The organism is Tardiphaga robiniae, from assembly GCF_013359755.1.
Taxonomy (GTDB): domain Bacteria; phylum Pseudomonadota; class Alphaproteobacteria; order Rhizobiales; family Xanthobacteraceae; genus Tardiphaga; species Tardiphaga robiniae.
The window spans coordinates 190,735-214,298 of sequence record NZ_JABMCJ010000093.1; the positions used below are offsets into that span (position 1 = coordinate 190,735).

Here is a 23,564-nt window from a genome sequence, read left to right on the forward strand (position 1 = left end):
GAACTCTCTGAACAGAAATCCATTATCCGGTCTGAAAAAACTGGAGGTGTGTCATGAAGCAAGTGCCCGACGCTGAAGAAAACCGCCGGCTGGGGAAAATCCAGTCTGACAAGGCTGGCAAGCTCCCCGAGGGCGATGCCAAGCAGGCTCACTTGAAGAAAGCTCGAGACTACGAAGCGGATGCTCGTTCGAGGGCTTGGCGGGACTCCAATCTCAAGTCTCCGAAGTAATGATCGGGAACGATTGTACGCTGACTAACTTAGGAGGAGTGCCATGTTGGCTCTCGAGGTTTCGGAATGCCGACAGTGCTGGTTGTTGAGGATGAAGCCCTCATTCGGGATTTGATCAGCGAAGAATTGGTCGAAGCAGGATTCGATGTTTTGCAGGTCGGCGACGCCAATCAGGCAATTGCCGTCCTAGAGGCCCGCCAGGATATCCACCTCGTATTCACGGATATCGATATGCCCGGCTCCATGGATGGCCTCAAGCTAGCTGCTGCTGTTCGTGACAGGTGGCCACCGATCCACATCATTATCACAACTGGGAAAGCGAGGCCCATGACGATTCCGGCCAACGCGCTTTTTATTCCGAAGCCCTACCTGACCACGGCGGTGATATCTGCGATGCGGACGTTCGAGAACATGCGCTAGGTGGCTGGCGTCGGTAATTCGATTCCGGTACCGCCGCGTCTGCTGCGCTGGTGGAAGCCTCTGCCTAAATCATACGGATAACCTTCTCGGCATCCGTATAAGCCTCTTCTTCTGATGGGAAATCCTCAGACGTGACAACGCTTTTCAATGCAACGCCATTCATGGTCAGGACGCCTCCATCTTTGCGGGAAATAGCTGCACGCCAGAATCCTGGCCGTCGCTGGTAAGCGAGAATGGAGAACTGAGCTTTATTTGCCATTGTAATGTTCGGCGCCTCAAAGGCGGCCGTGTCAAGGCCGGCAAATTTGGCAAAGTCGCGCGCGCCGCAGCTGGGCTTGATGTGAGCTAAGTGAACTCTCCTAAGCATCCGGCGTTAATGGATGTTGGGAGCACCTCATGTTTCTGGCTCGTTATCAAAAAGGTATCTGCGGCCTCAGTTTCCGAGCGAGTTCGGAACTTGGCCTCATCGGGCTGGTTAAGCAAAGGCCGGCATCGTCGCGTGGCCGTCGCTATGCTGGCCTAACCAAAGGAGAGGCAGATGAAAGTAACACGCCAAGTTGTACTAGTTTGTGCAGCCACGCTGGGTCTCGGTAGCGCGTCGGTCCAAGCGGGTCCATGCAACACCAGCAAAACGACTGAAATGCGCGACGCTGGTTCGGGCCCGACTCCAGGCAACACCGGTTCGACTGTCGGTGCAAATTCCAAAACTGATCAGCACCCGCCGACGAGCGCCATGAACCAGCAGTCCGGGAATATTCCTGCTTCATCTGAGGACGCCCAGAAGCAAATGCAAGGGAAGCCAACTGCGGCGCAGCAGGCCGACGGGGCAAAGGCTCAAGGCAGCGACTGCTGATGTTCATGACGAACCGGCCTTCAGCACGCGGGGCATTCATCGCTTAGGCTGTCGAGCACGTTCTACTCTTGCCTAAGAACGTGCAGTGTTCCGCGAGCGACAGAGCGTAATCTACTTGGTGCTGTGTCGCGGCCGCGTGTAACCGGCTCGTCGCATGACGCGATCGCTTGGGCTTCCATCAGTAAATCGGCCGCCGGCATTCCAGGCCATGGTCAGACCTTCTCGCCTGAAATCTATCTGCTCGAGGGCTCGTCGGGATCCCCTCCGTTCAAGTGCAGTCCAGCGCGTTCCTCAACCTGCCAAGCTTCTTCCTGGTATTTCGCCGCCAAAACATTCAGCCGATCTGATACTGACCGAAATCCGACGAATTTGGCGAACTCTTTGCACCTTCGAGACATGGCCCTCAATTGAACTGCTGTTGCGATCGCTTTTCGTTGGAGCTTTGTGGGAGCCATCGACGTCCTAGGTTTCACCGCGCGACAAACACTCCACCATTTCGCAAAACAGCGGGCGCGTTGAACCAACGACAAGAAGATGAGTGTAGTTCCATGAGACAAAGTATCGCAAGGCCGGCGAATAGCGGGCCTATTGATATCGGGCCATCAGCTTTCGCGTGCTAGTTCGAAAGATGCGGCGCAGCTCGCATTGATACGCGAATAAAAGTTCCAGCGTTGCCGAAATGAAAGACCTAGCGTGACGCGTGAATGTTAGAAGGTTCAGCAGCATCTGGCAGAGCTGGCTGGTTACAGTCAACGTGATGGTCGCTGATCAAATCAAGCGCCCGATGCTTCCACCTTTCGGCTTCGGCTAGAAATTTCCAACTTTCCTCGGGAAAAAACGAGGCGCGCTGTCGACACATGCTCTCCATTGCTCGTGCATGTAGAAGCTCTTTCATCGCTTCCTCCCCACTTCAGAACAGACCTCATTCTGCGCTCCACAAATCAGACGTAAAGAGCCTCGGAGAAATAAATCGCCCGAAATACCGTAGGGGATCTGCATCGGGAGCGCTGCTTTCGTGCCGGTTGGTTCAATCTCAGTAATCGAATATCGTTCCGAGCCGAGTCCGGCGCCATAGGTCGCTCTGCGGCGCAACAAATTAGCGGTTGTGAAGGAGGTCACCTCCGAAACCGGTTTGGCACAGAAAGCGGTGCCAGAGCCGGCCCGACCGGCGCGCTTCACGTGGATGGTCAGAGGATGCTGTCAAGCGACACTGCTGCGAGCTGTCTCTAATGCATTGCTGAGCTCGTGAAGCTCATAGGGTTTGCGCAATAGCAGAAACTCTGAACCTGATTTCCGGGAGGCGTCACTATAGCCCGTCGCAAGCACCACCGGCATGTGCGGGTGACTCCGTCTGAGATTGCGAGCGAGGCCGAGACCATCCAACTTTCCCGGCATCACAATATCACTAAATACAATGTCGATGCCGTCGCGCTCAATCTCGCGCATTGCGGACTCTGCGTCCGTTACCCATTTCACGCGATATCCCAGCTCTTCCAAAAGAACGGTGCTGGAGGTTGCGACATCTGGATTGTCTTCAACGAGAAGAACGGTGCCGGCACCTTCGGCCAGAACCTCTGCTTCATGCACGCCAGCATGGCCCTCTCCGCGCGGGAGCCGAATGACGATTTCCGTGCCTGCGCCGAGCTTGCTTTTGATTTCTACACTGCCGCCAGCCTGGTTGACAAAGCCATGGACTTGCGAGAGCCCCAATCCCGTTCCCTTGCCGACGGGCTTGGTCGTGAAAAAGGGATCGAACACCTTCGCAATGACATCCTCAGGAATACCAGCGCCGGTATCGATCACTTTGATATTCACATGCTCGCCTATATCTTCTCCGTCCGCGACACGATGATTTTCTGCTGTGATCGTCAACGTGCCCCCGTCGGGCATGGCATCACGAGAGTTGATGCCGAGATTGATGATTGCGGTCTCGAGTTCGGTCGGATCCGCGAAGACCGGCCAGACTCCGGCGGGCACGGAGATTTCGAGCTTTATCGCGCTGCCTAGGACTGTGGCCAAGACTTCGCGTACAGCTTGCACCGTCTCTCCAACGTCAAGCAGCACCGGGTCGACTTGTTGGCGCCGCGCAAAAGTCAGCAGTTGGCGCGTCAGTGCCGCCCCGCGGCGAACGCTTGCCTCAATCGCTTCTGCTGCCTTGACCACGCGAGGGTCAATGGCGTGGCGCTTGATAAGCCGAGCGTTACCGGTAACCGCCATAAGCAGGTTATTAAAGTCATGTGCCACGCCACCGGTCAGCTGACCGAGCGCATCCATCTTCTGTGATTCAGCCAGCTGCCTTTGCATATTTTCAAGTTGCTGCACCGCCAGGCGTCGTTCTGTGATGTCGCGCGTAATCTTGGCAAAGCCGATCAACTCGCCTGCATCATTGCGGACGGGATCGATGACCACACTCGCCCAGAAAAACGTGCCGTCTTTGCGAACGCGTAAGCCTTCCTCCTCGTAACGGCCGTTCTTACGGGCAGTCTCCAGAGCACGCGCCGGCTTTCCCGCTTCGCGATCACCAGGGGTGTAAAATCGCGAGAAGTGCTGTCCGATAATTTCTTCGGGCAGATAGCCCTTGATTCGCTGGCCACCCAAGTTCCAGCTGGTGATCCGACCTTCCGGATCAAGCATATACAAAGCGTAGTCGGTGACATTTCCCACCAGCAGGCGAAAATGGTTCTCGCTCTCGTTTAATGCGAAGCGCGCCTGCATCCGCTCGGTGATGTCCCGCGTGATTTTCGCGAAACCGACAAGCACACCATCTTCATAAATGGCATCAATGACGACGGAAGCGAAAAATCGCGAACCGTCCTTACGCATCCGCCAGCCCTCCGCTTCGAAGCGCTTGTCCCGCCGCGCGGCCTCTAGCGCAGCAGCGGGAAGTCCGGCTTCGCGATCCTCCGGGGGGTAGAAAACCGAAAAATGCTGACCCACGATTTCATCTGCGGAATATCCTTTGATCTTCTCGGCGCCTGTATTCCAATTTGATACAATGCCGTTCAGGTCCAGCAGATAGATCGCATAATCTGTGACGCCTTGAACGAGGAGCCGAAAGGCGCGCTCGCTTTCGAAAAGACCGCGTCCAGCGTTATTTGTCTCTGCCATCGTTCACTTCCCGCGAAACTACTAACGCGTGTCCGGTTTGGCGGTGCCCACAATGCTGCACCGCTGTCGGCACGGCGACGGAGAGATCCGCAAGGTCTTCAGCGTAAGCCGTCATGCGCGGTACACAAGAAGACAGTTTTTGGCGGAGGCGGAACTAACGAAGTGCCAGGGAGTTAAGTGTTGTTTAGGCGAAGTCGACGCGGCGCCGAAGAAGGCCGCCGCAGCTTTGAAAAATTCGTCGCGATCTGTCCAATCCACGATCCGTATATGATCAGTGCGATCACAACCGCCAATCCTGCAAAGACCCACGACTGCGTCTCTGATTGAGGCACGTTGACCGTGAAAAAAGTTACCGCGTTATAATGTACGGCAAGTCATTGAAAGTATTGGAATCGGAAAATGACGTGGCGATCCCAGCAGGATTCGAACCTGCAACCCACGGAGTAGAAATCCGTTACTCTATCCAGTTGAGCTATGGGACCGGCGCGTCGTCATATCATCGTCGGTATGGCTTGGACAGACCGGGTAAGTTGGCCGGATTCGGACACGGTTTTCAAGCGTTTGGGCGGTTGGTGAGCTGGCCTTTCTCTTGCTGATTGAGCGGTGAACCCGCGATTTCAGCCAGAAAGTGTGCCGACTTGATCCGCTTTTCGTCCCAAAACCGAACGTCCGTCTGTGCCTTCGACGTCGCTTCGATACCTGTCCCGTTCGGGGATGCCTTCGCAGCTTCGGGGCCGGCAGATTGGCGGGCCCTAAGACTCCGACGGCGGGGGCCGCGATGGTGGCTTGTCGCCCTTGTTATCGTCACTGGAGATGCCGCGCTGGCCGGTCTCGCCTGGCTCGCCGTCGATGTGGTCCTCAAATAGCTGCTCCGGGAAGCCGTATTGCCTGGTCACGAAACGGCCGGCCATGTAGGAGATCTGGCACGCGATCAGACATCCGGTCGTGACCGCCACACCGCCCAGCGCCGGAAATCCCTGGCCCCATGTCACGACGGCGGACAGGACAGCGACCAGCACGGTCGTCACGACAATGACCCATACGGGGCCGACCAGTCCGACGGCGAGGCCCGCCAGTGAACTTGTCGCCAAGAGAAGTTCGATCATGATGCGATGCGCCCAGAACGACCGAACGGTCGGGCGATCGCCGTGATCGTCCTATGCCGCAAGGCGCACCCATCTGACCGCAGCTGGAAGACTTGGGTACCCGTGATCTCCGGTCGTCCCCAACAGGCTGCTTTTAGTCTTAACGTGTCGCGTTTGATTAAAACGCGTAGGGGGCGATCGCGGGCCGCGCCGGCCGTTCATGCGCGTATGACCCGTTGTAAAACTGTCACCAAAATCGTCGGCGCGTGCTCGAACCGTTTCCCACACAGGGGCGACCAATCGGCGGTGACGTGGCTTTGCTTTCGGCAGGGCCCGCCGCCATGATGCCCACGGCTTGCGCGTGGGCCTGCGATTTGAGTTACCCAGGTTCGTCACATGATGTTGCCAGCAATCGTCGTGTCTCGCGTTGCGCCGGTCGAGAGACTCGCGAACAAGCTGGCCATGAGTCCGTCACCGTTTTTACGCACATTTGAATCCAGGCGGCATTCGTCCGTGCAGGGGAGTTGTCCATGATTGGTCTGGTTCGCGCCGTCACTGTCTGCGCCACACTGGCGTTCGGCCTCGTCTCGGCTCACGCGGCCGACAAGGCTTTCCGACGGGATGAGCTGGCGGATTCCGCGATCAAGCTCGAGGCGCAGATCAAGAGCGAGGCAGGGCCTGTCGCCAAGAGCGCGGCAACTTTGCGCACCGACGCGGACGCGGCCTTCAAACGCTCCGATTTCCGGGCCGGTTTGCAGACGCTGGGCCAGATCGTGGCGATTGCGCCAGACGACAGCGCCAACTGGCTGCGGCTCGCCAAGACGATCTTCCAGATCCGCCCGGCAACCTCGTCCGAAACCACCTTCCTGCGCGAGCGCGCTGCGACAGCGGCCTATATCGCCTATCAGCGCGCCGGCAATGCCGGCGAGGAGGCCGAGGCGCTGGCCGTGCTTGGCCGGGCCATGGAAGAACGCAAGCTGTGGCGCCCGGCACTGGACGCGCTGCGCCTGTCGCTCGAGATGCGCGAGGTCGCCGACGTCCGCGGCCAGTATGAAAAACTACGCGACGATCACGGCTTCCGGTTGCTCGATTACACCGTGGACTCGGATTCCGCTTCGCCGCGCGCCTGTTTCCAGTTCTCGGAAGAACTCGCCAAGCGGGTCGATTTCGCGCCGTTCCTAGCGCTCGCCGGCAGCGACAAGCCGGCATTGACCTCCGAGGAGAAGCAGCTCTGCGTCGAAGGCCTCAAACATGGCGAGCGCTACAATATCAACCTGCGCGCCGGCCTGCCGTCGACGGTGAAAGAGAGCCTGCCGAAATCGGCCGAGTTCAACATCTATGTGCGCGACCGCAAGCCGTTCGTGCGTTTCACCGGCCGCGCCTATGTGCTGCCGCGCACAGGCCAGCAGGGCATCCCCGTGGTCTCGGTCAACACCCAAGCGGTCACCGTCAATGTGTTCCGGATCGGCGATCGCAACCTGATCAACACTGTCATCGGCAGCGATTTCCAGACGGCGCTGAGCAAGTACCAGCTCGACAGCCTCGGCGACGAGCGCGGCATGAAAGTCTGGACCGGCGAGCTGGCCACGGCGTCGACGCTCAATGCCGACGTCACCACGGCATTCCCCGTCGATCAGGCCATCGGCGAGCTGCAGCCCGGCGTTTATGTCATGACCGCGGCGGCCAAGGGTCCGGGGTCTGGCAGTGGCGATGACGACGGCTCGCTGGCGACCCAGTGGTTCATCGTGTCGGATCTTGGTCTCACGGCCTTCTCGGGCAATGACGGCATCCATGTCTTCGTCAATTCGCTCGCTTCGACCGATCCGATGACCAAAGCCGACGTCCGGCTGGTCGCGCGCAACAACGAGATTCTTGCGACCAGGAAGACCGACGACTCCGGCCATGTGCTGTTCGAGGCGGGGCTCGCCAAGGGCGAGGGCGGTCTGTCGCCGGCACTGCTGACGGTGACATCAGACAAGAACGACTATGCGTTCCTGAGTCTCAAATTGAACGCCTTCGATCTCAGTGATCGTGGCGTCTCCGGCCGCGCGGTTCCTGCCGGTGCCGATGCTTTCGTCTATGCCGAGCGCGGCGTCTATCGCTCCGGCGAGACGGTCTATCTCACCGCGCTGTTGCGCGACGGGCAGGGCAATGCCGTGACCTCGGGCCCAATGACTCTCGTGGTCGAGCGCCCCGATGGCGTCGAGTTCCGCCGCGCCGTCCTGCCTGACCAGGGCGCAGGCGGTCGCAGCCTGACGCTGCCACTGAATTCGGCGGTTCCAACGGGCACCTGGCGCGTTCGTGCCTTCACCGATCCGAAGGCGCCGTCGGTCGGCGAGACCACTTTCATGGTCGAGGATTACGTCCCGGATCGGATTGAATTCGATATATCTTCCAAGGATAAGCTAATCAAAGCTGATGCTCCTGTAGAACTTAAAGTCGATGGTCGTTTCCTCTACGGCGCTCCCGCGTCGGGCCTGCAGCTCGAAGGCGATCTGCTTGTCAGCCCTGCCGCGAACCGCCCAGGATTCGCTGGCTACCAGTTCGGCGTTGCCGACGAGGAAAGCGCCAGCAATGAGCGGACGCCGATCGAGGGCCTGCCGGAAGCCGATGCCAATGGCGTCGCGACGTTTCCGGTCAGCCTCGCCAAGCCGCCGTCCTCAACCCGTCCGCAGGAAGCCCAGATCTTCATTCGCATGACCGAAGCCGGCGGCCGTGCCGTCGAGCGCAAGTTCGTACTGCCGGTTGCGCCCAGTGCGCCGATGATCGGCGTGAAGCCGTTGTTTAAGGATAAGAACGTCGCCGAGGGAGATAACGCGGCTTTCGACGTCGTGGTCGTGTCGCCGGAGGGAACCTCGCTGGCCCGCAGCGGGCTGCGTTACGAATTGCTCAAGATGGAATCCCGCTACCAGTGGTACCGGCAAAATTCGTCCTGGGATTACGAGCCGGTCAAATCGACGAAGCGCGTCGCCGATGGCGATCTCACCGTTGCCGCCAATGCTCCGGCCCGTATCTCGCTGCAGCCGCAGCCCGGCCGCTATCGGCTCGACGTGAAATCGAATGAAGCCGATGGTCCGATCACCTCGGTGCAGTTCGATGTCGGCTGGTATTCCGACGGCAGCGCCGATACGCCGGACCTGCTGGAGACCTCCATCGACAAGCCGGAATATCTGTCGGGCGACACCATGACCGTTTCGGTCAATGCCCGCACCGCTGGCCTTCTGACGATCAATGTGCTGGGCGACCGCCTGCTGACGACCCAGAGCATCGCCGTCAAGGAAGGCCAGTCGCAGATCAAGATCCCAGTCGGCAAGGACTGGGGCACGGGCGCCTATGTGGTGGCCACGCTGCGCCGGCCTCTCGATGCCGCCGCCAAACGGATGCCCGGCCGTGCCATCGGGTTGAAGTGGTTTGGTATCGACAAAAAAGCACGCACGCTCGACGTCGCACTGTCGCCGCCGGCGCTGATCCGGCCCAGCACGACGTTGAAGCTGCCGGTGAAACTCGGCGGGCTCAATCCCGGTGAGGACGCCAAGATCGTCGTTGCCGCCGTCGATGTCGGTATTCTCAACCTGACCAATTACAAGCCACCGGCGCCGGATGACTATTATCTTGGCCAGCGCCGCATGACGTCGGAAATTCGCGACATCTATGGGCAGCTGATCGACGGCATGCAGGGCACCCGCGGCCAGCTGCGCACTGGCGGTGATAGTGCCGGCGCGCAGATTGAAGGCTCGCCGCCCACCCAGAAGCCGATGGCGCTGTATTCCGGCATCGTCACTGTGGCTGCCGATGGCACCGCCCAGATCGAGTTCGAGATTCCGGAGTTCGCCGGCACCGTGCGCGTGATGGCCGTAGCCTGGACCGCGACCAAGCTCGGCCGTGCTACGGTTGACGTCACGGTGCGCGATCCCGTGGTGCTCACTGCGACCCTGCCGCGGTTCCTGCTGTCCGGCGACAAGGGCACCATGAGCTTTGACCTCGACAATGTCGAAGGCGCACCGGGCGACTACACCATCGCTGTAAAGACCTCCGGCCCCGTCAAGGTGACCGGCAATCCGGCGACGACGATCAAGCTCGCGGCCAAACAGCGGACCTCGATGGCGCTGGCCATCGATGCATCCGGTGCGGGCACGGCCCAGTTCGACGTCGATATCAAGGGACCGAACGGGCTGACGCTGGCACGGCACTATGTGCTCGACGTCAAGGCGGCGACGCAGGTCTTGGCGCGGCGCTCGATCCGCACGCTGGCGAAGGGCGAGAGCCTGACGCTGACATCGGACATGTTCTCCGATCTCGTATCGGGCACCGGCGGCGTCTCGCTGTCGGTCAGCCTGTCCACAGCACTTGATGCAGCGACCATCCTCAAGGCACTGGATCGCTATCCCTATGGCTGCTCCGAGCAGATCACCAGCCGCGCGATGCCGCTGCTCTATGTGAACGATCTCGCGGCCGGCGCGCATCTGGCGATGGACACCGGAGTCGATCAGCGCATCAAGGACTCGATCGACAGACTGCTGGCGCGTCAGGGCTCGAACGGTTCGTTCGGCCTGTGGTCAGCGGGCGGCGACGATGCCTGGCTGGACGCCTACGTGACGGACTTCCTGACCCGCGCCCGCGAAAAGGGTTTTGTGGTGCCGGACGTGCTGTTCCGTGCCGCGCTGGACCGCGTACGCAACTCGGTCGTCAATGCTGACGAACCCGAAAAGGACGGCGGTCGCGATCTCGCTTACGGCCTCTATGTGCTGGCCAAGAACGGTACCGCTCCGATCGGTGATCTGCGCTACCTCGCCGACACCAAACTGAAGAACCTGGCGACGCCCATCGCCAAGTCGCAGCTGGCGGCGGCACTGGCGCTGGTCGGTGACCGTGCCCGTGCAGAACGCGTCTACGCGGCAGCGGTTGAAAGCCTCGCGCCGAAGCCGGCCATCGAATTCGGCCGCGTCGATTATGGCTCGGCGCTGCGCGATGCTGCGGCGCTGGTCTCGCTTGCCAGCGAAGGCAATGCTCCGCGGGCAACGCTGACGCAGGCCGTCCAGCGTGTTGAAGCCGCGCGCGGCCTGACGCCCTTCACCTCGACGCAGGAGAATGCGTGGCTGGTGCTGGCGTCGCGTGCGCTGGCCAAGGAAGCCAACACGCTGGCGCTCGACGTCAACGGTTCGCCGGTGAAGACCGCGCTCTATCGCAGCTACAAGGCGGCGGAGATGGCGGGGCAACCGATCAAGATCACCAACACTGGCGATACGCCGGTGCAGGCGGTCGTCTCGGTATCCGGTTCGCCGATCACGCCAGAGCCGGCGGCATCCAACGGCTTCAAGATCGAGCGCAATTACTTCACGCTCGACGGCAAGCCTGCCGACGTCACCAAGGCCAAGCAGAACGATCGCTTTGCCGTGGTGCTGAAGATCACGGAAGCCAAGCCGGAATACGGGCACATCATGGTGGCCGACTATCTGCCGGCCGGTTTCGAGATCGACAATCCGCATCTGGTGTCGTCGGGCGACAGCGGCACGCTGGACTGGATCGAGGATGGCGAAGAACCTGAGAACACCGAATTCCGCGATGACCGCTTCACCGCGGCGATCGACCGGAAGAGCGACGACAAGGCGGTGTTCACCGTCGCCTATATCGTGCGTGCGGTGTCGCCCGGCAAATACGTGCTGCCGCAAGCCTATGTGGAAGACATGTATAATCCGTCGCGCTACGGGCGGACGGGGACGGGCAGTGTCGAGGTCGCGAAGGCGAAATGAGCGAGGGCACGTCCACACCACACACTCCGTCATCCCCGGGCTTGTCCCGGGGATCCACGTCTTCATGTGTGGATCGTGGGCAAGACGTGGATGGCCGGGACAAGCCCGGCCACGACGTGAGGAGAGGCTGGTGGCTTATCCGAAAGGCTGTCGCCGCTGCCATCGTAGTTGTGGTCCTGACTGGTGCAGCGACCGCCGCGTGGGTGGCCTCCCTCGGCCCTTTGCCGCTCGACCAGGCCCGCAAAATCTCCACCACCGTTATCGATCGCAACGGCAAGCTCCTGCGCGCCTATGCCATGACCGACGGACGCTGGCGGCTTCCGGTCGACGCGAGGACGTCCGTTGATCCCGGTTATCTCAACATACTGCTCGGCTATGAGGACAAGCGCTTCTACAACCATCATGGCGTCGATCCGCTGGCGCTCGGCCGCGCCGCGCTGCAGCTCGTCACCCGCGGCGAGATCGTGTCGGGCGGTTCGACCATCACGATGCAACTTGCGCGGCTGATCGAACCACGGCAGCAACGCTCGATATCGGCGAAGATCAGACAAGCCGTCCGTGCGCTGCAGATCGAGCGGCAGATGAGCAAGGATCAGATCCTCGATCTCTATCTGGCGCTGGCGCCGTTCGGCGGCAATCTCGAAGGTCTTCGCGCCGCGTCGATCGCCTATTTCGGCAAGGAGCCGAAACGGCTGTCGCTGGCGGAATCTGCATTGCTCGTAGCGCTGCCGCAATCGCCGGAACACCGCCGGCTCGATCGTCATCCCGGCAATGCGCGCGTGGCGCGCGACCGCGTGCTTGAACGCATGGTCGGCGAGGGCAGGGTGTCGGCTGCGGATGCCATGCAGGCGAAATCCGTCAGCGTGCCAAAGCTGCGCAAGCCGATGCCGATCCTGGCGCCGCATTCTGCGGATCAGGCAACGTCGCTGCACAAGGATCGCCCCATCATCAAGCTGGCGCTCGATGCCGGTATCCAGCGTGCGCTTGAAGGCCTCGCGCGTGACCGCGCGGCGGCGCTGGGCAACAATATCTCCATCGGCCTGATCGCAGTCGACAACGAGAGCGGCGACGTGCTCGCCCATGTCGGCTCGCCCGATTATTTCGACGACCGACGCGCCGGGCAGGTCGATATGACCCGCGCGGTGCGCTCGCCCGGCTCGACGTTGAAGCCGTTCATCTATGGCCTCGCCTTTGAAGATGGCTTCGTGCATCCGGAAAGCCTGATCGAGGATCGGCCCGTTCGCTTCGGCAGTTACGCGCCGGAGAATTTCGACATGAGCTTTCAGGGCACCGTGCCGGTGCGCAAGGCGCTGCAGCTCTCGCTAAACGTCCCGGCTATCGCACTGCTCGATCGTGTCGGCGCATCGCGGCTGTCGTCACGGCTCAAGCAGGCGGGTGGCAATCTGGTGCTGCCGCCCGGGGAGGCGCCCGGTCTGGCCATGGGCCTCGGCGGCGTCGGTATTACGCTGCAAGACCTCGTCCAGCTCTATACAGGCGTGGCGCGGCTCGGCAGTTCCAAGCCGCTGCGGGAGATCATGCAGGCCAATGGCGGCGACGATCGCGAGCCGTTGCGGTTGATGGATCCGGTCGCAGCTTGGCAGGTCGGCAATGTCCTGATCGGCACGCCGCCACCGGAGAATGCCGCGCATAACCGGATCGCCTTTAAGACCGGCACCAGCTACGGCTATCGCGACGCTTGGTCGGTCGGTTTCGACGGACGGATGACCATCGGCGTCTGGGTCGGCCGGCCCGATGGCGCTCCGGTGCCCGGCCTGGTCGGTCGCACGGCCGCGGCTCCGATCCTGTTCGATGCCTTTGCCCGGACCGGCAAGCTGCCGGCTCCGTTGCCGAAGGCGCCCAAGGGCGTGCTAATGGCCAATAATGCAAAATTGCCGCTGCCGCTGCGTCGGTTCCGCCCGGTCGGCGAGTTGATCCGTACCGGCAGCGATCAGGCCCTGCACATCCAGTTCCCGCTGAACGGTTCCCGGATCGATGCCAGTGGCGGCGAGGGGCAGCTTTCGGGAGTGCCGGTTAAGGTGGCCGGCGGGGTGCTGCCCATGACCGTTCTGGTCAATGGCATGGCTGCTGGGGAACTCGACAGCCGGCGCCAGCGGCTGGTCGATCCGCCTGGTCCGGGTTTCGTCCGGCTGACGGTCATGGACGCCATGGGCACCGCAGACACAGTTGTGGTCAGAATCCAATAAGCACGGGCTAACTGGTTGTCCGGTCGGCGGTTTCAGCGTATGCGACAGGCATGGCCGAGACCTATCCAAGACCCCGATTTGGCGCCCCGCGCGAGCCGAAAACCCGTGTCGATCCAGGCAGCCGGCTGGTGTGCGTGCTTGATTTCGTCAGCTCCGGCCATGCCCGCGCAGTCGCGTTCCTAACCATTTGCGGGTTCCTGTTCTTCCTGCCCGGCTTCTTCACTATCCCGCCGATCGACCGTGACGAAGCGCGCTTCGCGCAGGCGACCAAGCAGATGGTCGAGACAGGCGATTTCGTCGACATCCGGTTCCAGGACGAGGTCCGCTACAAGAAGCCGGTCGGCATCTACTGGATGCAGGCGGCCGTGGTCGAGACCGCTGAGGCGCTGGGCTTGCAGAACGCCGAAGTTCGCATCTGGCTCTATCGCGTGCCATCGCTGATCGGTGCCATTGGTGCAGTGTTGCTGACCTATTGGACCGCGCTGGCCTTCCTGGCGCGGCGCGGCGCCGTGCTGGCTGCGTTGATCATGTGCAGTTCGGTCTTGCTCAACGTCGAGGCCCGGCTCGCCAAGACCGACGCCATGCTGCTGCTGACGGTCATTGCCGTGATGGGCGCGATGGCGCGGATTTACCTGGCGTGGCAGCGCGGCGAGGAGGCCGACAAGTCGCGCTGGCAGGAGCCGGCGGTGTTCTGGACGGCCATGGCGATCAGCATTCTGGTCAAGGGCCCGCTGATCCTGATGTTCGTCGGGCTGACGATCATTGCGCTGGCGATCATGGATCGCTCGGTCGCATGGCTGTGGCGATTACGGCCGCTGGTCGGCGTCATCTGGATGCTGTTCCTGGTGCTGCCGTGGTTCGTCGCGATCTTCCTGAAGTCGGGGCAAGCGTTCTTCTCCAATTCGCTCGGTGGCGACATGCTGAGCAAACTGGCAGCGCAGGAATCCCACGGCGCGCCTCCGGGCATGTATTTCCTGCTGTTCTGGATCACCTTCTGGCCCGGAGCGCCGCTGGCCGGTATGGCCACGCCGGCGATCTGGCGCGCGCGCCGCGAGCCCGGCGCACAATATCTGCTGGCCTGGCTGATCCCATCCTGGATCGTGTTCGAAGTCGTGATGACCAAGCTGCCGCATTACGTGCTGCCGCTCTATCCGGCGATCGCCATCCTCGTCATCGGAGCGCTTGAACGCCAGGTGCTGGCGCGCAATTGGCTGGCGCGCGGCGCGGCTTGGTGGTTCGCGATCCCGGCGCTAACCGCTGTGGTCGCCGAGATCGGTGCCGTCGCGATCGTCCGCCATCCGGTGTTTCTGGCCTGGCCATTTGCCGCCGCAGCACTGGTCTTCGGCCTGTTTGCCTGGTGGCTGTATGATAACGCCCGCGCAGAACGCTCGTTGCTGAATGCGGTTGTGGCCTCATTGTTCATGAGCGCCGCCTTTTATGGCGTGCTGCTGCCGTCGCTCCGACCGCTGTTTCCGAGTGTGCAGATCGCACGTGCGCTGCGTAACGTGGTCTGCGTCGGTCCCAAGGCTGCGGCAGCGGGATATCACGAGCCGAGCCTGGTGTTCATGACCGGCACATCCACACAACTCACTGATGGTGCCGGCGCGGCGGATTTCCTCGGGCAGGGCAGCTGTCGCTTCGCGCTTGTCGAATTGCGTTCAGAACGCCAGTTCGCGATGCGCGCCGAGGCCATCGGCCTGCGCTACAACATGGCAACCCGCATCGACGGCTATAACTTCTCGCAGGGCAAAGCGATTTCGGTGGCGATCTATCGCTCCGAAGGGACCGAGTAATGGTAGCCCCGGACAAATCGCAGCCACAGACCTATCTGTCGCAACTCGTTGCGCTGGTCTGGCAGTCGTTCGCACAGCTCGTTCGCGCACCGTCGCATTCGCGGCGAGCCGAAGCTGCTCGTTATTGGGCGCGCCGTTCGCTGGCGCTTGGCGCCGTGACAGCCGTGATCATCATCGCGTTGATGTTCATCGTCGACGCCACCGAGATCGGACTGATGCCGGCGCGGGGCACGGCCGGCCTGTGGCCGCTGCGTATCTTCACTGACTTCGGCAAGGACGAATATGTCCTGCTGGCGTTGTTCGCGTTTATGATCGTTCTGGCCCTGCTGGCGCCGCTGCGGCACGGCACGTCGCGCGCCGTACTTGTCAGCTTCGGCACGCGCATTCAGTACATCTTCCTGTCGGTCGCGCTCTCCGTCTTCGTGGCTGAAATCATCAAAGGCATGCTCGGCCGCGGCCGGCCATTCGTCAGCGGCGCCGCGGACCCGTTCCACTTTTCGCATTTTGCCTGGACGCCGGCCTATGCCAGTTTCCCATCGGGTCATGCGACCACCAGTTTCGCATTAGCTTTCGCGGTCGCCGCGCTCTGGCCGCGGCTGCGCACAGTGATGATCGTCTATGCGGTCGCCATCTGCGCCAGCCGTCTCGTCCTGCTGGCGCATCACGCCAGTGACGTGGTCGGCGGCGGGCTGGTCGGCTGGATCGGAGCCATGACGGTGCGGTACTGGTTTGCGGCCCGGCATCTGGCTTTCACCATCCACCAGGACGGCACGATCGACCCGCTGCCAGGGCCGTCCGCAGGCCATCTCAAAAGGGTTGCCCGCGGGACCGCGGCCCCATAATAAGCGGTCTTCGCCGGGCTGGCTGCGACAAGTTCCCGCAGGACCGCCCTCCAACCATGAGCTCCGATTTGTCCGCTCCCGAAGCTGCCCCCGTCGACGTTTCCATTGTCGTGCCCGTGCGCAACGAGCAGGACAATGTCGCGCCTTTGATCGCCGAGATCACCGCCGCGCTCGATGGCCGCTGGCCCTATGAGATCATCTACGTCAATGACGGCTCCACCGACGCGACGCCAGCACGGCTCGCCGAGTTGATGCAAACGCGCGCCAACCTGCGCCGCATCGACCACGCTGCGTCATCGGGCCAGTCGGCCGCCGTGCGAACCGGCGTGCGCAACGCCCGCGGCGCCATCGTGGCCACGCTGGACGGCGATGGCCAGAACAATCCGGCATTCCTGCCCAACCTGATTTTGGCCATTCAGGATGGCGGCGGCCGTGTTGGTCTCGCCGCCGGGCAGCGCGTTGGCCGCAAGGATACCGGCTTCAAGAAAGCGCAATCGAAGATCGCCAATGCTGTCCGCAACGCGATCCTGAAGGACGGCACCCGCGATACCGGCTGCGGCCTGAAGGCGTTCCGCCGCGATGTATTCTTGTCGATGCCTTATTTCGATGGTCTGCATCGCTTCCTTCCGGCCCTGGTGCGCCGCGAGGGCTTCGACATCGCCTATGTCGATGTCACCGATCGGCCGCGCCATTCCGGTGTGTCCAATTACGGATTTTTCGATCGACTCTGGATAGGCATCATGGATCTTGCCGGCGTCTGGTGGCTGATCCGCCGCAAGCGTACGACGCCGGTCGCAACCGAGTTCAAATAAATGCTGATTCAATACGGTCAGGCGCTTGGCGACTATATCTACGACGTCTTCGTCGCGAAGTTTGATTTCTGGCTCGCCTTTGGCTTGATCGCGCAACTGCTGTTTACCGCGCGCTTTCTCGTGCAGTGGATTTCCAGCGAACGCGCCGGACAGAGCGTTGTGCCGATGGCGTTCTGGTTTTTCTCGATGGCCGGCGGCTTCATGACGCTGATCTACGGCATCGCCAAGCGAGAGCCGGTGATCATCCTCGGCCAGGCCTTCGCCACGGTGATCTATGTCCGCAACATCATGCTGATCATCAAGAACCGCGGCAGCGGATCGAAGACGCTGTCGAATTGACAACACGAAGGCTTCGTTATCGCGTCAACGCGTCGATCCGGTCGGGCGGCAGCAGGGACGCGGTTCGAACAACGGCGATATCACCGAGCCGCATTGAGTGCAGCAAAGCCCCGTTCGAGATCAGCCTTCAGGTCATCCACGCTTTCTAGGCCGATATGGAATCGCAATGCGGGACCGCCGGGTGCCCATGTGGTGGCACTGCGGTAGTCCGAGCAGTCGAACGGGATGACGAGACTCTCGAAGCCGCCCCAGGAATAACCCATGCCGAACAGCTTGACGGTATCGAGCAGGGCATCGACGGCCTTTTGCGGCGATGGCTTCAGGATGATGCTGAACAGACCGGATGCGCCGGTGAAGTCGCGCTTCCAGATTGCGTGGCCGGGATGATCCGGCAAAGCGGGATGCAGCACCTTCAGCACTTCGGGGCGGGTCTGAAGCCACTGCGCCATCTCCAGCGCCGAGCGCTGATGATGTGCGAGCCGCACCGACATAGTGCGCAGACCACGTAATGCGAGGAACACGTCGTCCGGTCCGGCACAGGTGCCGAGCAGCTTGATGCCCTCCTGGATCAACGGCCACGCCGCGCCATTGGCGGAGATGGTGCCGAACATGATGTCGGAGTGACCTCCGATATATTTGGTCGCCGCTTGGATGCTGATATCGACGCCTTGTTCGAGCGAGCGATGATACAGCGGCGTGGCCCAGGTGTTGTCGTCGAGCACCAGCGCGCCGCGCGCATGCGCAATGCCGGCAATGAGAGGCACATCCGGCATTTCGAAGGATTGTGAGCCCGGCGCTTCGACCAGGACGGCGCGGGTATTCGATTTGAACAGCGCTTCAATGCCGGCGCCGATCAGCGGATCGAAATAGGTGGTCTCGATGCCGTAGCGTGCCAGCATGCCGTTGCAGAAATTGCGTGTCGGCCGATAGGCGCTGTCGCTGACGAGGAGATGATCGCCGGCCTTGAGCACCGAGAGCAGAGCGGTCGAGATCGCGGCGAGGCCCGATGGCACGAGCCCCACGCCGGCACATTTCGGGCCTTCCAGTGCCATCAGCGCTTCCTGCAATGCCTTGGTGGTCGGCGTGCCGTGGCGGCCATACTGAAACTCGCCGCGATGCGCGTGGAGGTCGTCGGCGGTCGGATACAGCACCGTGGAGCCGCGCACGACCGGTGGATTGACGAAGCCCCGCTGCGATTTGGTGTCGCGGCCGGCGGTGACGATCACGGTGTCCGTGTCGAGCGAGGTGGTGCCGTGATTATCGTTCGAAGCTGTCATAATGGGGCCGCCGGTCTGCAGGTGTTGCAAGGCCATTGGCATCTGGGTTGCCGAATGGCTGGTTCCGTCACTAAGAGGACACGGCGGATGGCCGTCAACCCCTTGACCCGGCTGGCTGATCGTTCTCTGTTGCGGACCTCGCGATCCCCCGCGGCACGTTGAGGGGCCTGCCGCGAAATCTGCGATTTCCTGCTGATTCGTACGGTCTTTTTAGATCGTCTCTGCTGTCGTTCGCCTTTCCGGTCGGGCCATTCACGGCTATGGAACTGATCCGTAGGCTCGTCATTCAATTCTTTGCGTCGACCGAGCGTCCTGACGTCCCCAAAGAGGCCTTACATGAAACGCGCAACCTTGATGTTCTCTCTCGCTCTTGCCGCCAGTCTGACCGCGCAAGGTGCATCTGCGCAGACGCTCAAGACCGTGAAGGACCGCGGCATGCTGTCCTGCGGCGTCACCCAGGGCTTGCCGGGTTTCTCGGCGCCGGATGACAAGGGCAACTGGGTCGGCTTCGATGTCGACCTGTGCCGCGGCATCGCGGCGGCGATCTTCAACGATGCCACCAAGGTGAAATATGTGCCGCTCTCGGCGAAGGATCGCTTTACTGCCTTGCAGTCCGGCGAGATCGACGTGCTGTCGCGCAATACGACCTGGACGCTATCGCGCGATACGTCGCTCGGCGTAAACTTCGCCGGCATCAATTACTATGATGGCCAGGGCTTTCTGGTCCGCAAGGCGCTCAAGGTGAATTCGGCGCTCGAACTCAACAGCGCTTCGATCTGCCTGCAGACCGGCACCACCAACGAGCAGAATGTTGCCGACTATTTCAAGGGCAACAACATGAAGTATGAGGTAATCGCGTTCTCGACCGCCGACGAAACCATCAAAGCCTATGAGTCGGGCCGCTGTGACGTCTTCACCGCTGATCTCTCGCAACTTTATGCGGAACGCCTGAAGCTCACCGTGCCTGCCGATCACGCGGTGTTGCCTGAAGTGATCTCCAAGGAGCCGCTCGGCCCGCTGGTACGCCATGGCGATGATCAGTGGCTGGATGTGGTGCGCTGGACGCTGTTCGCCATGATCAATGCGGAGGAGCTCGGCATCACGCAGAAGAACGTCGATGACCAGGCAAAATCCGACAAGCCGGAGCTGAAGCGTATCTTTGGCACCGACGGCAATCTCGGTGAAACGCTGGGCCTCACCAAGGACTGGTTTGCGCGCATCATCAAGGCGACCGGCAATTACGGCGAGGTGTTCGACCGCAATGTAGGCGCAGGCTCCAAGCTCGGGATCTCGCGCGGACTGAACCAGCTCTGGAACAAGGGCGGTATCCAATACGCGCCGCCGATCCGCTGAGCGCATCATCGCCCGTGGCGACATCGACCGAAGCCAGAAAACCGCCGCTGCAACTCGCTGCAAAACTGCGACGTGTGCTGGGCGGGCAGGCGGGCTGGAGCGGTTTTCTGCTCCAGATCGTGTTTGTCACGGCGCTGGTCTGGATCGGCTATGAGATCGTCGAGAATGCACGCTCCAATCTGGCCGCGCAGAAGATCGCATCCGGCTTCGGGTTCCTGTCAAACACCGCGGGCTTTGCGGTCAGTCAGGCGCTGATCCCGTATTCGGAATCCGACACCTATCTGCAGGTGTTCTTTGTCGGCCTCGTGAACACGCTGGTCGTGTCGCTGATTGGCATATTCTTTGCGACCATCATCGGCTTCATCGTCGGGCTCGGCCGGATGTCGCCGAACTGGCTGCTGGCGCGGATCGCAGGCGGTTATGTCGAACTGATCCGTAACCTGCCGCTGCTGTTCCAGATCCTCTTCTGGTATCTCGCCGTGCTCGCGACACTGCCGCAGCCGCGGCAGAGCATCTCGTTGCTGGACAGTTTTTTTCTCAGCAATCGCGGCTTTGGATTGCCGAAGCCGATCGGGACGGAGGCTTTCACGGCGTTCGCGGTCGCTGTGATCGTTGCGATCATCGCCGCGCTGGTGTTGCGCGTTTATGCGCGACAGCAGCTCTTCGCCAAGGGGCGTGTAATAGCCGTCTGGCCGATCACCTTGGGCTTGCTGATCGGTTTGCCGTTGCTGACGGTGCTCGTGCTCGGCAAGCCCGTGACATTCGAGTATCCGGTATTGAGAGGTTTTAATTTTTCGGGCGGCCTGCGTGTGCTGCCGGAATTCGTCGCACTGACACTCGCGCTCTCGACCTACACCGCCGCCTTCATCGCCGAGATCGTTCGCGCGGGAGTCCAGTCGGTGCACAAGGGACAGAGCGAGGCGGGCGCATCGCTTGGACTTAGCCGGGGTGCAACGCTGCGACTGATCGTGGTGCCGCAGGCGATGCGCGTGATCCTGCCGCCGCTGACCAACCAGTATCTCAACCTCACCAAGAATTCGTCGCTGGCTGTTGCCATCGGCTATCCCGATCTGGTCTCGGTCTTTGCCGGGACGACCATGAGCCAGACCGGGCAGGCCATCGAGATCATCGCCATCACCATGGCGGTCTATCTCGTGATCTCGCTGATCACGAGCGCCATCATGAGCCTCTATGGCTGGCGGATCTCACGGAGCATGAGTGCATGAGCGACACCAGCTTCATTGCAAAAGAACTGGTTGCAGAGCGCGCCGCACCCGTGCGCAGCGCGGGTTTCATCGGCTTTGTGCAGACGCGGCTGCTGAATTCACCGACCAATATTCTGCTGACTGTCGTCAGCCTGTTGCTGCTGTGGTTCACCATTGCCCCCACGGTCAAATTCCTGTTGATCGACGCCGTCTGGCAGGGGCAGGACCGCACGGCGTGTCTGCCGGAAAACGTTGGCCACGCCGTTGGCGCCTGCTGGCCGTTCGTGCAGGCCAAATTCACGCAGTTCATCTACGGTTTTTATCCCGAGCCGGAACGCTGGCGCGTCAACCTGACATTCTTGCTCGGTGCACTATTACTTCTGCCGCTGCTGATCCCGCGTCTGCCCGCGAAGAGCGTGAATGCCGGACTGTTCTTCCTTGCCTTCCCTGTCGTGGCGTTCTTCCTGCTGTATGGCGGTGGCATCAATGGCTTCGGAATCAGTTGGGCCACGGATTTTCTGTCGACCGTCGCGGTCCACATCACGGATGTGGGTCGCCGGCTCAGGGGTATGGGCCTTCTGTCCGATATAGCTGTCATCGGTTATCTGCTGACGCTGATAGGCGACGGCGTCGTAGCATTCGGCGGCGGCCTGCAACTCGTCGCGCTGCCGTTTGAGTGGTTACGCAACGAAGGCGTCAATCATGGCAAACCTGTCTGGTTCGAACTGACGACAACCGCCATCATTGTCTCACTGCTTATGTTCTTGTTGAACGGCCACTTCCGCAGCGGCTGGCGTGCGCTGGCCAACAGTATCTCCGTCTTCGCTGGCATCGCCGTCGTCATCGCCCTGCTGCGGCTTGATCGTGGCGGATTGCCGATCGTCGATACGCGGCTCTGGGGCGGATTGCTGGTGACGCTGGTGGTGTCGATCACAGGCATCGTCACGTCGATGCCTGTTGGCATGGCGCTGGCGCTGGGGCGACGCTCGACCATACCGCTGATCCGTCTCTTCTCAATCGCCTTCATCGAGTTCTGGCGCGGCGTGCCGCTGATCACCGTATTGTTCTTTGCGACTTATATGCTGCCGCTGTTCCTGCCGGGCAACTTCACCGTCGATGGTCTCGTGCGCGCGCTGATCGGCATCGCGCTGTTTGCCGGCGCCTACAATGCCGAGGTGATCCGCGGCGGGTTGCAGGCGATCCCGCGCGGGCAGGCGGAGGCGGCAAGTGCGCTGGGCCTGTCTTGGTGGAAGACGACACGGCTGGTGGTGATGCCGCAGGCGCTGCGCCATGTCATTCCCGGCCTCGTCAACAGCTTCATCGCGCTGCTGAAGGATACATCGCTGGTGTCCATCGTCGCGCTATTCGATCTGCTCGGTCAGCTCCGCGCATCCTTTGCCGATCCGAACTGGTCGACGCCGACGACCTTGTTCACCGGTTTTGCCTTCACCGGCATCATGTATTTCGTGATGTGCTTCGGCATCTCGCGCTATTCGCTATTCGTCGAGCACCGGCTCAATGTGCATCGACGGAGTTGAGGTGACATGTCCGTATCCGTGAATCCCATCGTCTCGGTTGCCGGCCTCAACAAATGGTTCGGCGATTTCCACGTGCTGCGCGACATCGATCTTGCGGTCGGCCGCAGCGAGCGCATCGTGATCTGCGGGCCATCGGGCTCGGGCAAATCGACGCTGATCCGCTGCATCAATGCACTGGAGGAGTTTCAGGAAGGCCGCATCATGGTCGACGGCATCGAACTCGGTCCCAACCTGCGCCGCGTCGACGATATCAGGCGTGATGTCGGGATGGTGTTCCAGAGCTTCAACCTGTTTCCGCATCTGACGGTGCTTGAGAACTGTACGTTGGCGCCGATCTGGGTACGGCATATGCCGAAGAAGGACGCCGATGCTGCGGCGATGAAGTATCTGGAGCGGGTGCGCATTCCAGACAAGGCCAATGCCTATCCCGGTCAGCTCTCCGGCGGCCAGCAGCAGCGTGTGGCGATCGCCCGGGCGCTGACGATGACGCCGAAGGTGATGCTGTTTGACGAGCCGACATCGGCGCTGGACCCGGAAATGGTCAAGGAAGTGCTCGACACCATGGTCGATCTTGCCGGCGAGGGCATGACCATGCTTGTGGTCACGCACGAGATGGGCTTTGCCAGGGAAGTCGCCAGCCGCGTGGTATTTATGGATGCCGGGCAGATCATCGAGGCGAATACACCGGACAAGTTTTTCGCCAATCCGCAGCATGCGCGGACGAAGCTGTTCCTGAGCCAGATTCTCCGCTGAGG

The 23,564-nt window shown here is 61.3% G+C and carries 16 protein-coding genes and 1 tRNA gene; 12 read left to right on the forward strand and 5 right to left on the reverse strand.

Features of this window, described 5'->3' with window-relative positions; translation table 11 throughout:
* Positions 1-53 precede the first annotated feature (53 nt).
* Together HP556_RS25160 and HP556_RS25165 are read left to right on the forward strand one after the other, a co-directional pair.
* Positions 54-230 carry a hypothetical protein gene (locus HP556_RS25160; protein ID WP_170849671.1) on the forward strand — a complete coding sequence of 59 codons (177 nt, stop codon included), beginning with the start codon at positions 54-56 and terminating at the stop codon, positions 228-230.
* A 66-nt stretch (positions 231-296) separates the two neighbouring features.
* Complete coding sequence (locus tag HP556_RS25165) at positions 297-650, forward strand: response regulator (protein ID WP_175368981.1); 354 nt, start codon at positions 297-299, stop codon at positions 648-650.
* 64 nt (positions 651-714) lie between these two features.
* Here the strand turns inward: HP556_RS25165 and HP556_RS25170 are convergent, their stop codons facing one another.
* From HP556_RS25170 to HP556_RS25185, 4 genes are all read right to left on the reverse strand, one after another.
* Positions 715-909, reverse strand: coding sequence for a hypothetical protein (locus tag HP556_RS25170; protein ID WP_175368982.1), 195 nt, complete (start codon positions 907-909; stop codon positions 715-717).
* A gap of 1,794 nt (positions 910-2,703) precedes the next feature.
* Entirely contained in the window at positions 2,704-4,611 is a 1,908-nt protein-coding gene (locus HP556_RS25175) for a hybrid sensor histidine kinase/response regulator (protein ID WP_175368983.1), read from the reverse strand.
* A gap of 405 nt (positions 4,612-5,016) precedes the next feature.
* A tRNA-Arg gene (locus tag HP556_RS25180) sits at positions 5,017-5,093 on the reverse strand.
* 270 nt (positions 5,094-5,363) lie between these two features.
* Entirely contained in the window at positions 5,364-5,717 is a 354-nt protein-coding gene (locus tag HP556_RS25185) for a hypothetical protein (protein WP_175368984.1), read from the reverse strand.
* A gap of 509 nt (positions 5,718-6,226) precedes the next feature.
* Here HP556_RS25185 and HP556_RS25190 point away from each other — a divergent pair.
* From HP556_RS25190 to HP556_RS25215, 6 genes are read left to right on the forward strand one after another with little or no spacing between them, the layout of a single operon-like run.
* Complete coding sequence (locus HP556_RS25190) at positions 6,227-11,446, forward strand: alpha-2-macroglobulin family protein (protein ID WP_175368985.1); 5,220 nt, start codon at positions 6,227-6,229, stop codon at positions 11,444-11,446.
* Positions 11,443-13,650, forward strand: a complete 2,208-nt coding sequence (gene pbpC, locus HP556_RS25195; protein WP_175368986.1) for a penicillin-binding protein 1C — start codon at positions 11,443-11,445, stop codon at positions 13,648-13,650. The genes HP556_RS25190 and pbpC overlap by 4 nt, the downstream gene beginning before the upstream one ends.
* A gap of 50 nt (positions 13,651-13,700) precedes the next feature.
* Positions 13,701-15,443: an ArnT family glycosyltransferase gene (locus tag HP556_RS25200; protein ID WP_175368987.1), complete on the forward strand. Its 1,743-nt coding sequence runs from the start codon at positions 13,701-13,703 to the stop codon at positions 15,441-15,443.
* Positions 15,443-16,285: a phosphatase PAP2 family protein gene (locus tag HP556_RS25205; RefSeq protein WP_175368988.1), complete on the forward strand. Its 843-nt coding sequence runs from the start codon at positions 15,443-15,445 to the stop codon at positions 16,283-16,285. The genes HP556_RS25200 and HP556_RS25205 overlap by 1 nt, the downstream gene beginning before the upstream one ends.
* 56 nt (positions 16,286-16,341) lie before the next feature.
* Positions 16,342-17,097 carry a glycosyltransferase family 2 protein gene (locus HP556_RS25210; protein WP_120289651.1) on the forward strand — a complete coding sequence of 252 codons (756 nt, stop codon included), beginning with the start codon at positions 16,342-16,344 and terminating at the stop codon, positions 17,095-17,097.
* Positions 17,098-17,436 (forward strand): lipid-A-disaccharide synthase N-terminal domain-containing protein, encoded by a 339-nt coding sequence (locus tag HP556_RS25215; protein ID WP_092143185.1) that lies wholly within the window; start codon positions 17,098-17,100, stop codon positions 17,434-17,436. It abuts the gene before it with no gap.
* Positions 17,437-17,516: 80 nt separating this feature from the next.
* On the opposite strand, the gene metC is transcribed toward HP556_RS25215, so the two are convergent.
* Complete coding sequence (gene metC / locus HP556_RS25220; RefSeq protein WP_175368989.1) at positions 17,517-18,713, reverse strand: cystathionine beta-lyase; 1,197 nt, start codon at positions 18,711-18,713, stop codon at positions 17,517-17,519.
* 336 nt (positions 18,714-19,049) lie between these two features.
* On the opposite strand from metC, the gene HP556_RS25225 reads away from it, so the two are divergent.
* From HP556_RS25225 to HP556_RS25240, 4 genes are read left to right on the forward strand one after another with little or no spacing between them, the layout of a single operon-like run.
* Positions 19,050-20,066 (forward strand): amino acid ABC transporter substrate-binding protein, encoded by a 1,017-nt coding sequence (locus HP556_RS25225; protein ID WP_089264281.1) that lies wholly within the window; start codon positions 19,050-19,052, stop codon positions 20,064-20,066.
* A 14-nt stretch (positions 20,067-20,080) separates the two neighbouring features.
* Positions 20,081-21,292 (forward strand): ABC transporter permease subunit, encoded by a 1,212-nt coding sequence (locus tag HP556_RS25230; RefSeq protein ID WP_175368990.1) that lies wholly within the window; start codon positions 20,081-20,083, stop codon positions 21,290-21,292.
* Positions 21,289-22,809, forward strand: a complete 1,521-nt coding sequence (locus tag HP556_RS25235; protein ID WP_175368991.1) for an amino acid ABC transporter permease — start codon at positions 21,289-21,291, stop codon at positions 22,807-22,809. The genes HP556_RS25230 and HP556_RS25235 overlap by 4 nt, the downstream gene beginning before the upstream one ends.
* A gap of 6 nt (positions 22,810-22,815) precedes the next feature.
* Positions 22,816-23,562 (forward strand): amino acid ABC transporter ATP-binding protein, encoded by a 747-nt coding sequence (locus HP556_RS25240; protein ID WP_175368992.1) that lies wholly within the window; start codon positions 22,816-22,818, stop codon positions 23,560-23,562.
* The last annotated feature ends 2 nt before the right edge of the window (positions 23,563-23,564 follow it).

Bases quoted from the DNA above. Each gene is read 5' to 3' on its own strand.
- HP556_RS25190 (WP_175368985.1), top strand. From the start codon at position 6,227: ATGATTGGTCTGGTTCGCGCCGTCACTGTCTGCGCCACACTGGCGTTC.
- HP556_RS25225 (WP_089264281.1), top strand. From the start codon at position 19,050: ATGAAACGCGCAACCTTGATGTTCTCTCTCGCTCTTGCCGCCAGTCTG.
- HP556_RS25175 (WP_175368983.1), bottom strand. From the start codon at position 4,611: ATGGCAGAGACAAATAACGCTGGACGCGGTCTTTTCGAAAGCGAGCGC.
- pbpC (WP_175368986.1), top strand. From the start codon at position 11,443: ATGAGCGAGGGCACGTCCACACCACACACTCCGTCATCCCCGGGCTTG.
- HP556_RS25200 (WP_175368987.1), top strand. From the start codon at position 13,701: ATGGCCGAGACCTATCCAAGACCCCGATTTGGCGCCCCGCGCGAGCCG.
- HP556_RS25185 (WP_175368984.1), bottom strand. From the start codon at position 5,717: ATGATCGAACTTCTCTTGGCGACAAGTTCACTGGCGGGCCTCGCCGTC.
- HP556_RS25240 (WP_175368992.1), top strand. From the start codon at position 22,816: ATGTCCGTATCCGTGAATCCCATCGTCTCGGTTGCCGGCCTCAACAAA.
- HP556_RS25160 (WP_170849671.1), top strand. From the start codon at position 54: ATGAAGCAAGTGCCCGACGCTGAAGAAAACCGCCGGCTGGGGAAAATC.
- HP556_RS25210 (WP_120289651.1), top strand. From the start codon at position 16,342: ATGAGCTCCGATTTGTCCGCTCCCGAAGCTGCCCCCGTCGACGTTTCC.
- HP556_RS25165 (WP_175368981.1), top strand. From the start codon at position 297: ATGCCGACAGTGCTGGTTGTTGAGGATGAAGCCCTCATTCGGGATTTG.
- metC (WP_175368989.1), bottom strand. From the start codon at position 18,713: ATGACAGCTTCGAACGATAATCACGGCACCACCTCGCTCGACACGGAC.
- HP556_RS25205 (WP_175368988.1), top strand. From the start codon at position 15,443: ATGGTAGCCCCGGACAAATCGCAGCCACAGACCTATCTGTCGCAACTC.
- HP556_RS25170 (WP_175368982.1), bottom strand. From the start codon at position 909: ATGGCAAATAAAGCTCAGTTCTCCATTCTCGCTTACCAGCGACGGCCA.
- HP556_RS25215 (WP_092143185.1), top strand. From the start codon at position 17,098: ATGCTGATTCAATACGGTCAGGCGCTTGGCGACTATATCTACGACGTC.
- HP556_RS25235 (WP_175368991.1), top strand. From the start codon at position 21,289: ATGAGCGACACCAGCTTCATTGCAAAAGAACTGGTTGCAGAGCGCGCC.